The organism is Paenarthrobacter sp. NPDC018779 (genome assembly GCF_044391085.1).
In the GTDB taxonomy this organism is placed as follows: domain Bacteria; phylum Actinomycetota; class Actinomycetes; order Actinomycetales; family Micrococcaceae; genus Arthrobacter.
In genome coordinates, this window is sequence record NZ_JBIRZS010000021.1 from 18873 (window position 1) to 32947 (window position 14075).

9 protein-coding genes and 1 riboswitch are annotated in these 14075 nt (G+C 65.9%); of the genes, 3 read left to right on the top strand and 6 right to left on the bottom strand.

Annotation, left to right across the window (positions count from 1 at the left end):
• Positions 1-78: 78 nt before the first annotated feature.
• Positions 79-186: riboswitch (TPP riboswitch) on the top strand.
• Complete coding sequence (thiC, locus tag ACH488_RS17860; protein ID WP_397325887.1) at positions 181-2004, top strand: phosphomethylpyrimidine synthase ThiC; 1824 nt, start codon at positions 181-183, stop codon at positions 2002-2004. It overlaps the preceding riboswitch by 6 nt.
• Here thiC and ACH488_RS17865 read toward each other — a convergent pair.
• Both ACH488_RS17865 and ffh read right to left on the bottom strand, forming a co-directional pair.
• On the bottom strand, positions 1987-2709 hold the full coding sequence (locus ACH488_RS17865; protein ID WP_397325888.1) for an alpha/beta fold hydrolase: 723 nt from the start codon (positions 2707-2709) through the stop codon (positions 1987-1989). The two genes, thiC and ACH488_RS17865, sit on opposite strands and share 18 nt — an antisense overlap.
• A 58-nt stretch (positions 2710-2767) precedes the next feature.
• Complete coding sequence (gene ffh, locus ACH488_RS17870; protein WP_397325889.1) at positions 2768-4345, bottom strand: signal recognition particle protein; 1578 nt, start codon at positions 4343-4345, stop codon at positions 2768-2770.
• 111 nt (positions 4346-4456) lie between these two features.
• Between ffh and ACH488_RS17875 the strand changes: the two genes are divergently transcribed.
• Entirely contained in the window at positions 4457-5857 is a 1401-nt protein-coding gene (locus ACH488_RS17875) for a glucose-6-phosphate dehydrogenase (protein ID WP_397325890.1), read from the top strand.
• 142 nt (positions 5858-5999) lie between these two features.
• On the opposite strand, the gene ACH488_RS17880 is transcribed toward ACH488_RS17875, so the two are convergent.
• On the bottom strand, positions 6000-6338 hold the full coding sequence (locus tag ACH488_RS17880) for a P-II family nitrogen regulator (protein WP_017199639.1): 339 nt from the start codon (positions 6336-6338) through the stop codon (positions 6000-6002).
• Complete coding sequence (locus ACH488_RS17885) at positions 6335-7669, bottom strand: ammonium transporter (protein WP_397325891.1); 1335 nt, start codon at positions 7667-7669, stop codon at positions 6335-6337. Before ACH488_RS17885 ends, ACH488_RS17880 begins: the two co-directional genes overlap by 4 nt.
• A gap of 215 nt (positions 7670-7884) precedes the next feature.
• Between ACH488_RS17885 and ACH488_RS17890 the strand changes: the two genes are divergently transcribed.
• Positions 7885-9120 (top strand): MFS transporter, encoded by a 1236-nt coding sequence (locus ACH488_RS17890; protein ID WP_397325892.1) that lies wholly within the window; start codon positions 7885-7887, stop codon positions 9118-9120.
• Here the strand turns inward: ACH488_RS17890 and ftsY are convergent.
• Positions 9117-10322 (bottom strand): signal recognition particle-docking protein FtsY, encoded by a 1206-nt coding sequence (gene ftsY / locus ACH488_RS17895; RefSeq protein WP_397325893.1) that lies wholly within the window; start codon positions 10320-10322, stop codon positions 9117-9119. The genes ACH488_RS17890 and ftsY overlap by 4 nt on opposite strands.
• A 20-nt stretch (positions 10323-10342) precedes the next feature.
• Positions 10343-13927, bottom strand: a complete 3585-nt coding sequence (smc, locus tag ACH488_RS17900) for a chromosome segregation protein SMC (RefSeq protein ID WP_397325894.1) — start codon at positions 13925-13927, stop codon at positions 10343-10345.
• Positions 13928-14075 lie beyond the last annotated feature (148 nt).

Below are 14075 nucleotides of genomic sequence, written 5' to 3' on the forward strand. Positions count from 1 at the left end.
GCCTAGTGCTCCCCCGCCGGCCACGTCCTGCCGGGCGGCTTGTGACTGGGACCACCCGGAGAGCTGTGGTAGCTTCGTCTACGACCACACGGGGGCCCCTGCAGGGGCTGAGATCGGACTGACGCAGTCTGCGACCGTTGAACCTGTCCGGGTAATGCCGGCGAAGGAAGTGAGTAATCCTTGAGCACCACAGAAACACAGCACAGCCCTGCCCAAAACCAGTCTGTTCCCACAGAGGAGACGGTCACGCAGTCGCTGAAGTCCCATTCGCTGGCGTGGCTGGAAGATCCCCGCCACGGCATCCGCGTACCGGTGACCGAAATTGCGCTGGAGCCATCGCCCAACGGCCAGGCCAACGATCCCCTGCAGGTGTACCGCACCGCCGGACCGGGCAGCGATCCGGTAGTGGGCCTGCGTCCTTTCCGGCAGCCCTGGATAGAGGAACGCCGGGACACCGAAAGCTACAGCGGCCGTGAACGGAACCTGCTCGACGACGGCAAGTCGGCTGTGCGCCGAGGCGCGGCGTCGGCGGAATGGAAGGGCGCCCAGCCGGTGCCCCGCCGCGCCAAAGAAGGCAAGACCGTCACGCAGATGCACTACGCCAAGCAGGGCATCGTGACCCCGGAAATGCGCTTTGTGGCGCTGCGGGAAAACTGCGACGTTGAGTTGGTCCGCAGCGAAGTGGCCGCAGGCCGCGCTATCATCCCGAACAACATCAACCACCCCGAATCCGAGCCGATGATCATCGGCAAGGCTTTCCTGGTGAAAATCAACGCCAACATCGGCAATTCGGCTGTGACCAGCTCCATTGCCGAGGAAGTGGACAAACTGCAGTGGGCCACCCAGTGGGGTGCCGACACTGTCATGGACCTGTCCACGGGAGACGACATCCACACCACGCGCGAGTGGATCATCCGGAACTCCCCCGTGCCCATCGGCACGGTCCCCATTTACCAGGCCCTGGAGAAAGTCAACGGCGAAGCCAACAAACTCACCTGGGAGATCTTCCGTGACACGGTGATTGAGCAGTGCGAGCAGGGGGTGGACTACATGACCATCCACGCGGGGGTCCTCCTTCGCTACGTTCCTCTGACGGCCAACCGGGTGACGGGAATCGTTTCGCGTGGCGGCTCCATCATGGCGGGCTGGTGCCTGGCCCACCACGAGGAGAACTTCCTCTACACCCACTTCGATGAGCTGTGCGAAATCTTCGCCAAGTACGATGTCGCGTTCTCGCTCGGTGACGGACTGCGTCCCGGCGCCACCGCCGACGCCAACGATGCCGCGCAGTTCGCCGAGTTGGACACCTTGGCCGAACTGACACAGCGTGCATGGGAGTACGACGTCCAGGTCATGGTGGAAGGGCCGGGGCACATCCCGTTCCACCTGGTCCGGGAAAACGTGGAACGGCAACAGGAATTGTGCAAGGGCGCCCCCTTCTACACCCTGGGACCCCTCGTGACCGACGTCGCGCCCGGCTACGACCACATCACCTCGGCCATTGGAGCCACGGAGATTGCCCGCTACGGCACGGCCATGCTGTGCTACGTGACCCCCAAGGAACACCTGGGCCTGCCCAACAAGGACGACGTCAAGACAGGCGTGATCACGTATAAGATCGCAGCCCATGCCGCAGACCTCGCCAAGGGACATCCCGGTGCGAACGAACGCGACGACGCCCTCTCCAAAGCGCGCTTCGAATTCCGTTGGCGGGACCAGTTCGCCCTGTCCCTGGACCCGGTCACCGCGGAATCCTTCCACGACGAGACGCTTCCGGCCGAACCGGCCAAGACGGCACACTTCTGCTCCATGTGCGGACCCAAGTTCTGCTCCATGCGCATCAGCCAGGACATCCGGGACGAATACGGTTCCGCCGAAGCCCAGGCCGCAATTGCGGACATGTACAGCGGCATGCGGGAAAAGAGCCAGGAGTTCCTCGCGGCAGGAGGCAAGGTCTACCTGCCCGAGCTGCAGGTCCCTGCAGGGTCAGGACGCGCGAACTGAGCTGGCCCGCCCAACCTCGGCGATGAACCGCCGGATGATCCGGTCTCCATCCACCGAGTCCTGGGGCCGGTGCCCTCCCGCCGCCACACAGCGGAGGGCACCGGTTTCCTGCAGATAGGCTGCGATCTCCTCATAGAGTGGTTCCCACCCGCCGGTGAGGACCAAGGTAGGCACGCCCGGAACGATGTGCAGTTGCGCTTCCCACGGGGGTGCCTGCAGCCGCAGCCTCCGGGCGGAACGCCTGGCCTCGGGCGTTTCCTGCCCGCCGGCCTCGGCAGAAAAAGCGCGCCGGAAGTATTCGCGTTCGTAGTCGGCGTCGTTCAGTTGGTTCCGCACGTCGAAAAGCGGCTCCATGAGGGCCCGGTGGGAAGCCGTTGCGGGCAACTCCGCGGTCAAGGACAAACACGCAGGTTCAACGAGGACCAGGGAATGCACCAGGTCCGGGCGCTCCACGGCAGCAAGCATGGCGGAAATGGCACCTTGCTCGTGTGCCACCACGTGCCCACCACCGGAACTGGCCAGCGCATCCAGCAGGATTGCGACGTCCGCCGGCACATCCGATTCCACGGGTTCCGCCACGGGGTGGAACCCGTGGCGGCGCAGGAACAGGGCGTCATAATCCAAGGCCATGCCATGTTGCTTCGGCCACGCCGCAGCGCCGAAACTGCCCAATCCATGGACAAAAACTACGCGCTGCTTGTGCATTGGATCAGCCTATTCCACGGCACCGACATCCAACCGACCGGCGGTTGGTGCTACCTGCCTACTTGCCCAGGAACTTGTCGAAGCCCTTGGGCAGGTTCAGCGAAGAAGGATCGAAGTCCGCAGCACCCTGGCCGAAAGCAGCGCCCTTCGGCGCAGAAGCCGCCGCGGCCCGCTTTGCCTCGGCATCGCGCAATTCCTGCGCTGCCTTGGCAGGGTTGCCGGAGCGGGCCTTCTTCTTGGGCGCGTTCTTGCCGCCCTTGCGGCCGCCACCGGGGCCACCCAGACCCGGCATCCCGGGCATGCCCGGCATGCCTCCACCCTGGGCAAGCTTCTTCATCATTTTCTGGGCCTGGCCGAACCGCTCCAACAGGCCGTTGACCTCGGAGACGTGGACACCGGAACCCCGGGCAATACGGGCACGCCGTGAACCGTTGATGATCTTGGGCGCAACGCGCTCGTGCGGAGTCATGGAACGGACGATCGCCTCGACGCGGTCGATCTCACGCTCGTCGAAGTTCTCCAACTGCTGGCGGATGTTCTGGGCGCCAGGCATCATCATGAGCATCTTCTTCATGGAGCCCATGTTGCGGATCTGCTGCATCTGGGCCAGGAAGTCGTCCAGCGTGAAGTCTTCCTGGTCGGCGAACTTCTTCGCCATCCGGGCCGCTTCGTCCTTGTCCCAGGCCTTCTCCGCCTGCTCAATCAAGGTCAGGACGTCGCCCATGTCCAGGATGCGCGAGGCCATGCGGTCCGGGTGGAAGAGCTCGAAGTCGTCCAGGCCTTCACCCGTGGAGGCAAACATGACCGGCTTGCCCGTCACGGACGCAACGGAGAGCGCGGCACCTCCGCGGGCGTCGCCGTCGAGCTTGGACAGCACGATGCCGGTGAAGTTGACGCCCTCATCGAACGCCATGGCCGTGTTGACGGCATCCTGGCCGATCATGGCGTCGATGACGAAGAGGACCTCGTTGGGGATGATCGCCTGGCGGATCCGCTTTGCCTGGTCCATCATTTCGGCGTCGACGCCGAGACGTCCGGCGGTGTCCACGATCACGACGTCGTGGAGCTTCTGGCGGGCTTCGGCCACACCGGCCTGGGCAACGGCCACGGGATCCCCCGCGGGGTGCTCAAGCTCGGACGTGGCGCCGGGATGCGGGGCGAAAACCGGAACACCTGCGCGCTGTCCCACAACCTGGAGCTGGGTGACGGCGTTGGGGCGCTGCAGGTCGCAGGCCACCAGCAGGGGGCTGTGGCCTTGGGCCTTGAGCCACTTGGACAGCTTGCCCGCAAGGGTGGTCTTACCGGCGCCCTGGAGGCCGGCCAGCATGATGATGGTGGGGCCGTTCTTGGCCAGTCGGATGCGGCGTGTTTCGCCACCGAGGATCTCCACGAGTTCCTCGTTGACGATCTTCACGATCTGCTGGCTCGGGTTCAGCGCTGCCGAAACTTCGGCACCGAGCGCCCGCTCACGGATCCGTGCGGTGAACTCGCGGACCACGGCCACGGCAACATCCGCGTCCAACAGGGCGCGGCGGATCTCACGGACGGTGGCGTCGACATCCGCTTCGGAGAGACGCCCCTTGCCACGGAGGTTCTTGAAGGTTGCTGTCAACCGGTCAGAGAGTGAATTGAACACGCGCCGCGCACTTCTTTCGATGGTCTACGGATGGCGGCCAATGCGGCACACCGGAGGGGACTCGACTATCTAGGGTATCAAGTCACGCTTCCAAGATGGCATGCTGGCACGGTGACCGACAAAACAACTGTGAAAACGTTGCTCATCCTCGGAGCCTCCGGCGACTTGACCGGGCGCCTGCTCCTGCCGGGCCTCGCCGGGCTCCTCGCCACGGGCCGCGCGGCCGGTCTGCGGCTGGTTGGCGCCGGATCGGACCCCTGGACTCCGGACCAATGGCGGAAACGGGTGGACGGCGCCTTCGCGGCGGCGTCCGCCAAGGCCGACGCCACGGGGCAAAAATCCCTCTCCGCTGTGGCCGGATCCACCAGCTACCACCAGGTGGACGTCACCGCGGATGGACCGCTGGCAGACCTCCTGGGACAGTTGGAGGGGCCCGTTGCCATCTACTTCGCCCTGCCGCCGCACATCAGCCAGAGAGCCTGCGAGGTCCTCCGCCGCGAACAACTGCCCGCGGGGACCCGTCTGGTGATGGAGAAGCCTTTCGGTTCCGGTGAGGAATCCGCCCGGGAACTCAACAAGACCCTGGCCGCCCTGGTTCCCGAGGACCACATCCACCGCGTGGACCACTTCCTGGGCAAGGCGACCGTGCTCAACATCCTTGGCCTGCGCTTCGCCAACCGGTTCCTGGAGCCGGTGTGGAACCGCAACCACATCGAGAAAGTGGAAATCGTCTTCGATGAGGACCTTGCCCTCGAGGGCAGGGCGCGCTATTACGACGGTGCCGGTGCCCTGCGGGACATGATCCAGAGCCACTTGCTCCAGGTCCTGGCCCTGTTGGCCCTCGATGCCCCCGCCACCCTCCACGAGCGGGACCTTCGCGACGCCATCGCCACCGTGCTGCGCGCCAGCACGGTCAAGGCACCGTATGCGAAAAGCACGCGTCGCGCGCGGTACAGTGCGGGAACCCTCGGTGGGCGGGACGTGCCGGACTACACGGCCGAAGAAGGCGTGGACGCTGCACGGAACACGGAAACGCTGGCCGAGGTGGAAGTCAGCGTGGACAACTGGCGGTGGCAGGGAGTCCCGTTCATCCTCCGCTCCGGCAAGGCAATCGGCCGCAAGCGCAAGGAAGCCGTGATCACCTTCCGGCCCGTTCCGCACCTTCCCACGGGCTTCTCCGGTGTCGATTCCCCCAACCAGCTCCGGATCGGCTTTGGACCCGATGTCCTGGAACTCGATGTGGATGTCAACGGGCCCGGCGACATCTTCAGCCTGGACCGGGCCACCCTCGTGGCGGGGCTGAACGCCCCGGACCTGCTGCCCTACGGCGAAGTCCTGGAAGGAATCCTCACCGGGGATCCGCTCTTGTCCGTCCGCGGTGATACCGCGGAGGACTGCTGGCGCATTGTGGAACCTGTCCTCCGCTCCTGGTCCCGTGGCACGGTTCCGCTGGAAGAGTACGACGCCGGCAGCGCGGGTCCGGCGGATTGGCCCACCAACGGCGACGCTTAGGCAGTCGCCGCTTCCCGCCGTCGTCGTCCTCCGCCTGCGGCACCGCACGCAAAAGGGGCCGGATACCTGAAGTATCCGGCCCCTTTTGTTGCCAGGTCCTGGATGGCGGCTGCGCAGGTCCTAGATGGCGGCTGCGCAGGTCCTAGATGGCGGCGGCGCCGCGCTCACCGGTCCTGACCCGTACTGCTTCATAGACATCCACGGTCCAGACCTTGCCGTCACCGGCACGGCCGGTGTTGGAGCTGGCGATCAGGACATCCAGGATGTCATCTGCCTGCTCGTCCGTGGCAAGGACCTCGATCCGGATCTTGGGCAGCAGGTCCACGTTGTACTCGGCTCCGCGGTACACCTCGGTGTAGCCGCGCTGCCGGCCGTAGCCGCTTGCTGCGCTGACCGTCAGTCCCTGGACACCGTAGGCTTCCAGGCCTTCCCGGACTGCTTCGAGCTTTTCCGGACGGACGATCGCGGTGATGAGTTTCATGCCTGGACACTCTCCTTGCCTGCGGGGGTCTGGGTTTCTGCGGCTGCCTCGGACTTGCCTGTCACCAGGTCATGCAGGGGCTGGAAGCTTCCACCGTGGCCGCTGACGCCGAACTCGTAGGCGGTTTCAGCGTGCAGGCTGAGGTCCACGCCCACGTTCTCCTGCTCCGTGGAGACCCGGAAGCCCATGGTCTTGTGGATGGCGAGGGCGATGATGAGGGTCATGACGGCCGAGAAGACAATGGCGATGCCAGCCACTGCGAGCTGCGCCCACAGCTGGGCGAAACCGCCGCCGTAGAAGAGGCCGCCGGCCGTGACACCTTCGCTGGGAACTGCGATGAAGCCCAGGGCCACGGTACCGATGATGCCGGAAACCAGGTGGACGCCAACAACATCGAGGGAGTCATCGAAGCCCCAGCGGAACTTGAGGCCGACGGCCAGGGCCGAGGCCACACCGGCAACCACGCCGAGGCCAAGGGCGCCAACGGGGCTCACGTCTGCACAGGCCGGGGTGATGGCTACGAGTCCGGCCACGACACCGGAGGCTGCGCCGAGGGAGGTGGGGTGTCCGTCGCGGATACGCTCAGTGATGAGCCACCCGATCATGGCTGCGGCGGGAGCTGCGAGGGTGTTGATCCAGATCAGGCCACCCTGTTCCGCCGTGGCAGCTGCACCGCCGTTGAAGCCGAACCAGCCGAACCACAGGATGGCAGCGCCCAGCATGACGAACGGGATGTTGTGCGGGCGGTGGTTGGGATCCTTGCCGAAGCCGCGGCGGTTGCCGATGATCAGGACCAGGATGAGGGCCGCCACGCCGGCGTTGATGTGGACCACGGTGCCACCGGCGAAGTCGATCGCGTGGCCCAGGGCCTGGCCGATTGCGCCGTCAGGGCCGAAGAGGCCGCCGCCCCAGACCATGTAGGCCAGCGGGCAGTACACCAGGGTGACCCACACGGGGACAAAGAGGGTCCAGGCCCCGAACTTGGCGCGGTCTGCGATGGCACCGCTGATGAGGGCCACCGTGATGATCGCGAAGGTTGCTGCGTAGCCGATCTTGATCAGCGCGTCCGGCGTCGAGCCGGCGCCCTCAAGGCCGAAGGTGGCGAACGGGTTGCCGACGATCTGCAGGAAGCCCTCGCCGGAGCTCATGGATGCCCCCCACAGCACCCATACGACGCCGACGATGCCGATGGAGATGAAGCTCATCATCATCATGTTCAGGGCTGCCTTGGCACGCGTCATGCCACCGTAGAAGAATGCCAAACCAGGTGTCATGAACAGCACGAGCGCCGCCGCCACCATGACCCATACGTGACCTGCGGTAAGTTCCATGGTGCACGTTCCTCTCTTGCTAGTTCTGCGGTTCAACCGCTGTCCTGACGCCTTTTGCGTCCTGCAATAGAGTTTTGTGCCGCCGTGTTTCACCTGCGCAGGAATTAGATTGCGGGCCGGTTACAACAACCTCCCCAACGTAAATGGTGCATCACCGCGCTGTTACGGATATGTTTCATGCGTCACACACCCCGAAAACGAAGGACCAGCACCACATGCCTCAGTCGCCCCGATCCGCAGAGAAGCCAAGGATCAGGCCTGACAGGGAACCGCTCCCCCGCGACATCAAGGTGATGCTCGCCGCGGCGTTCCTCATAGCATTGGGCTTCGGCCTGGTGGCCCCGGTGCTGCCGCAATTCGCCACCACGTTCGACGTCGGCGCGACTGCTGCGGCGGTGATCGTCAGCATCTTCGCGTTCATGCGGCTGGTGTTCGCGCCGGCCGGAGGTGCGCTGATCGGCCGCTTCGGGGAACGCAATGTCTACGTCACTGGCTTGCTGATTGTTGCCGCGTCAACTGCGGCCTGCGCATTCGCCCAGAACTACTGGCAATTGCTGGTCTTCCGCGGACTGGGCGGCGCCGGTTCGGTCATGTTCACGGTTGCCGCCATGGGGTTGCTCATCAGGCTGGCGCCTCCCGAACGCCGGGGCCGGGTTTCGGGAGCCTACGCGTCGGCGTTCCTGATCGGCAGTGTGCTGGGCCCCGTGGTGGGCGGACTCCTGGCCGGGTTCGGGCTGCGGGTGCCGTTCCTGGCTTATGCGGGGGCCTTGCTGGTGGCCGCCCTCGTGGTCAGGACCATGCTCAGTGGCGCGGGGACAGATAGCAAGGAGACCGGTCACGCTCCGGCCATGCCCCTGCGGGAAGCCCTCCGCGACTCGGCCTACCGGGCGGCGGTCTTTTCGAGTTTCGGCAATGGGTGGGTGACGTTCGGTGTCCGCATGGCCACCATCCCGCTCTTCGCCACGGCCGTGCTGCAGTCCCGGCCGGAGACTGCGGCCTGGGCCCTGGCTGTTTTCGCCGTGGGCAACGCTCTGGCCCTGACCTTTTCCGGGCGCCTTTCGGACGCCTGGGGCCGCAAGCCCCTGCTCATACCCGGACTGGCCATCACTGCCGTGGCCTCCGGGGTCATCGGCTTGACGGCCGATCTCCCGGCATTCTTCGCAGCCTCGGCAGTGGCCGGATTCGGCTCGGGCCTGCTGGGCCCCGCCCAGCAGGCCGCCGTCGCCGACGTCATTGGCCGTGGACGCTCCGGTGGCAAGGTGCTTGCCGTGTTCCAGATGGCCGCGGACACCGGCGCGATCATTGGCCCGGTCGTTGCAGGCCTCCTGGCCGACCAACTGGGCTACGGCTGGGCCTTTGGAATAACAGGAGGAGTGCTCCTGGTCACCGCTGCAGCCTGGCTGCCTGCGCGTGAACCCTCGAAGCACTCCTCCGTGGTTGCCGAAGACTAGTTCAGCAGGGCGTCGACGAAGCCCTCGGCTTCGAACGGTGCGAGATCGTCCGGGCCTTCGCCGAGGCCGATGAGCTTGACCGGCACGCCCAGGGTTTTCTGGATCGCGACCACGATTCCACCCTTGGCTGTACCGTCCAGCTTGGTGAGGACGATGCCGGAGATGTTCACCACTTCGGCAAAGACACGTGCCTGGTTCAGGCCGTTCTGTCCGGTGGTGGCGTCGAGGACCAGCAGGACCTCGTCCACTTCGGCGAGCTTCTCGATGACGCGCTTGACCTTGCCGAGCTCGTCCATGAGGCCGGTCTTGTTCTGCAGGCGGCCGGCGGTGTCCACCATGACCACATCCACTTCCTGGTCGATGCCTGCCTTCACGGCCTCGTACGCAACAGAGGCGGGGTCGGCGCCGTCGATGTCCGACTTCACCGTGGGAACGCCAACGCGCTGGCCCCACGTTGCCAACTGCTCGGCCGCCGCGGCCCGGAAGGTATCGGCAGCGCCCAGCAGGACGTCTTTGTCTTCGGCCACCAGGACACGGGCCAACTTGCCTACCGTGGTGGTCTTGCCGACGCCGTTCACGCCAACAACAAGCACGACGGCGGGCCGGTCGCCTTGGCGGGCGACGTTCAGCGAACGATCCATGCCGGGGTCGACGAGCTTGATGAGTTCCTCGCGCAGCATCGCCTTGACGTGCTCGGGGTCGCGGGTACCCAGTACCTTGACGCGTTCGCGCAACGCGTCCACCAGTTCCATGGTGGGTTCGGTACCGAGGTCTGCCAGGAGCAGGGTCTCCTCCACCTCGTCCCACACGTTCTCGTCGATCTTGTCTCCGGAGAGCAGGGCGAGGAGGCCCTTGCCCAGGACGTTGTTGGACTTCACCAAGCGGGCGCGGAGGCGGGCCAGGCGGCCTTCGACGGGAGCCGGGGTTTCCACGGCAATGGTTTCCAGCCCGGCGGCGTCATCCGGGGCCACGGCCTCATCGATGGAGCCGTCAAATTCGGGGGCCGGCGCCGTGACGGCGTCGGGGCGGTCCTCCACCAGGGTTCCGCCGCCTGCTGCCGGCGACTGGAGGGGGTCGTTGGCGTCCCGCGTTCCGGGATATTTCGCCCCGGACTTCCGGGCCTTCAGCAGCACCGGCACCAGTCCGCCGACCACCACGAGGGCAGCGACAATGGACAGAATAATGGGTAGGAAATCGTTCACTCCCCTACCTTCTCATAAAGCTATGCCCCGGCACCGAGCCGCTGGCTGATGACGGTTGACACCCCATCCCCCCGCATGGTGACGCCGTAGAGGGCATCGGCGACTTCCATGGTGCGTTTCTGGTGCGTGATGACGATCAGCTGGCTGGACTCCCGGAGTTCCTCGAAGATGGTGATCAGCCTGCCCAGGTTGGTGTCGTCCAGGGCAGCTTCCACCTCGTCCATGACATAGAACGGCGAAGGCCGGGCCTTGAAGATCGCCACCAGCAGTGCAACGGCTGTCAGGGAGCGTTCGCCACCGGAGAGGAGGGACAGGCGCTTGATCTTCTTGCCGGCAGGCCGGGCTTCCACCTCGATGCCCGTCGTCAGCATGTGGTCCGGATCAGTCAGCACCAACCTGCCCTCGCCGCCGGGAAAGAGCCTGGCGAAAACGTGGTCGAATTGCGCCGAAGTGTCAGCGAACGCTTCAGTGAACACCTGCTGGACGCGTGCGTCGACTTCCTTGATGATGTCCAGGAGGTCCTTCCGGCTGGACTTGAGGTCCTCCAGTTGGGTGTTCAGGAATTGGTGCCGCTCTTCCAGGGCCGCGAATTCCTCAAGCGCCAGGGGGTTGACCTTGCCCAGGGCGGCAAGCTCCCGTTCGGCTTTCTTGAGCCGTTTCTCCTGCTCCTCCCGGACAAACGGAATCCCTTCAACGATCGGCTCGCCGTCCTCGTCCACAGGTGCCCTGAGGGCAGCCCATTTGTCGGTGCTGGCCGCTGCCGGAACTGGAACTGTCTGGTCGGGTCCATAGTCTGCAACGAGTTGCCCGGCGGACATGCCGAGTTCCTCGATGGAGCGGGCCTCCAACGCTTCGATCCGCAGGCGCTGCTGCGCCCGGGCAAGCTCGTCCTTGTGCACGGAATCGGTCAGCTCGGCCAGTTCCTTGGCGAGGGCCTCGTTTCCTGACCGGACCTGGACGAGTTCGGACTCCAACTGCTCCCGGACCTGCTCCGCAAGGTCCCGTTCCCTCCCCGCGAGCTCTACGGACAAATCGATGAACCGCTGGGTGTGCTCAACAGCCAACACCACCGCTGCGGCCCTTTGGGCCTGCGCGCGCCGACGCTGCGCCCGACGGGCCGCCTCTTCACGGGCGCGGCGTTCCGTGGCCGCCGCGCGCTCCAGGGAAGCCGCCCGGTTGCTGACGGCTCCCAACTGTTCTTCGGCCGTACGCAGGGCCAGACGCGCCTCCATTTCGAGGACGCGCGCATTCCTGGCCTGCAAGGCAAGCTCATCGCGCTGGTCCGTGGACGGCTCATCGTCCGGTGCCTCCTGGGCTGCTGCGAGCCGCTCGGCCGCCACCTCCAGATCGAGCTGGGCCTCGGCAATGTTCGCTTCGGCCTTGGCCAGGGAAGCAGCCAGCCTGTCGCTCTCACCAACTGCACTGCGCAGCACCGAATTGAGGTGTCCCAGCCGTTCCGCGACGGCGGCGAGCCGGGCGTCCGATTCATGCAGCCGTTCCATCGCGGCATCCGCCCGGTCCTGGATTTCGGCGCGCCTCGACTCGGCGCCGGCCAGGGCGAACCGCCCCCGTTCCAAAGCCGAGACGACCTCCCGGAGCCGGGTGTCGGCGTCGTCCACTGCCGCCTGGATCTCAAGCAGTGAGGGCGCCGCCGCGGACCCGCCCTGGGCGGTAGCGGCCGTGAGGACATCGCCGCTCCTGGTCACGGCCCTGAGCCGGGGACGTTCCGCGACAACCGCGGCCGCCGCAGTGAGGTCCTCGACGACCACCGTGCCCGCCAGGAGTGACACTGCACCCTGCGCCGCGGAGTCCGAGACCTTGACGACGTCCACGGCCCAGCGGGTGCCGGAGGGCAGTTGACTCCTGGCGGGGGCATCTCCGTCCGGGGACGAGGAGTCCGCCAGGAGAAGGACGGCCTTCCCGGCATCGTCTTCCTTGAGGAGCTCAAGGGCGGCAAGGGCACTCGTGGCGTCTCCGGCCACCACAGCGTCCGCTGCTTGCCCCAGTGCGGCCGAGACCGCGGCCTCATAGCCGCCTTCGATGGCAAGCATGCCCGCGAGGGGGCCGACAATACCGGGGACATCCCCGGCAAGGAGCCGTTCCGAGCCATCCTTGCGGTTGAGTCCCAGTTGCAGGGCATCGCGTCGGGCCGTCAAGGCGTCCCGTTCCCGGAGTCCCTGGCGTTCCGCCGTCTTGAGTTCCTCTATTTCGGCCAGGACTGATTCGAGGGCTTCGCTGGCGGCCTCGTACTCGGCGTCGAGGCTTTCTTCGCCGTCTTCCACGCCCGCAACCTGGGATTCGAGGGCCGTGAACTCGCTCTGGGCCAGCCGGCGCCGCTCGTCGCCGGCCCCGAGGGACTCCCGGATCCTGCCCCGCTCAGCCTCGGCAGCCTCGGCCCGCGAACGTGCAGCCGCCACCTGGCCGGCAAGCCGGGCCAGGCCCTCACGACGGTCCGCCGCAGCCCTGAGCATGGCGGTGAGCCGCTTGTCCTCGGCGGCCGCGAGCGCCTCGGCGGCATCCTTGGCCACCGTGGCTTCCATCAACGCGGCCTGCTTGGCCAGGATGTCATGTTCCAACGCCGCTTGCTCTTCGCGGACCCTGGCCGCCTGGCGGTCGAGTTGGCCGGGATCACGTCCGCTGTCCGGTGCGGCTTCCGAGGAACCGAGGAGCCGGCGGCGTTCCGCGGCCAGGGAACCCAGCGAGCGCAGGCGTTCCCGCGCTGCGGACAACTGGTACCAATGGTCTCTCGCGGCATTGAGGCGTGGGGTCGCTTGGGCTGCTTGTTGTTCCAGCGCGGCCTGGCTTCGGCGGCCGTGCTCCAGTTCCGTTTCGACAATGAGGCGGCGTTCCTTCAGCGCTGCCTCGTCGGCGACGTCCTGCTCCAGGCTTGAGGTCAACTGCACGAGGTCATCGGCAAGCAGGCGGGCGCGGGCGTCGCGGACATCGAACTGGACTGTCTGTGCACGCCTGGCTATCTCTGCCTGCTTGCCCAAGGGCGTCAGTTGGCGTCGGATTTCAGCGGTCAGGTCGCCCAGCCGGGCCAGGTTGGCCTGCATGGCCTCGAGCTTCCGGACGGTCTTTTCCTTGCGTCGCCGGTGCTTCAGGATGCCTGCCGCTTCCTCGATGAATCCCCGGCGGTCTTCGGGAGTGGCGTGCAGGACGCGGTCCAGTTGACCTTGCCCGACGATGACGTGCATTTCACGGCCCAGGCCGGAATCGGAGAGAAGTTCCTGGATGTCCAGGAGCCGGCAGGGGGCGCCGTTGATGGCATACTCGGACCCGCCGGCGCGGAACAGCGTTCGGGAGATGGTGACTTCGCTGTACTCGATGGGCAACGCGTTGTCTGCGTTGTCGATGGTCAGTGACACGTGGGCACGTCCCAGCGGCGGCCTGCCGGAGGTGCCGGCGAAAATGACGTCCTCCATCTTTCCGCCGCGGAGTGTCTTGGCGCCCTGCTCCCCCATGACCCAGGCCAGGGCATCCACCACATTGGACTTACCGGATCCATTGGGTCCCACCACCGCAGTGACGCCTGGCTCAAAGTCGAACGTCGTAGCCGACGCAAACGACTTGAATCCGCGGACAGTCAGACTTTTCAGATGCAAGGTGTTTCGGTTCTCCTGGAATTGCCCCGGTGACGGTATCTCCCAAATCTACTGCGGTTTAGTCGAAATCCGCGGATTCGGGGCCGGAAAGCCTTGCGGCCGGACCGTCGCAACCCTACACTCCTGCCAAGGGTTACTTGGCGTTCGC

Coding starts and splice junctions, on each gene's coding strand:
- ACH488_RS17890 (WP_397325892.1), top strand. CDS start 7,885: ATGCCTCAGTCGCCCCGATCCGCAGAGAAGCCAAGGATCAGGCCTGAC.
- ACH488_RS17865 (WP_397325888.1), bottom strand. CDS start 2,709: ATGCACAAGCAGCGCGTAGTTTTTGTCCATGGATTGGGCAGTTTCGGC.
- ACH488_RS17885 (WP_397325891.1), bottom strand. CDS start 7,669: ATGGAACTTACCGCAGGTCACGTATGGGTCATGGTGGCGGCGGCGCTC.
- ACH488_RS17880 (WP_017199639.1), bottom strand. CDS start 6,338: ATGAAACTCATCACCGCGATCGTCCGTCCGGAAAAGCTCGAAGCAGTC.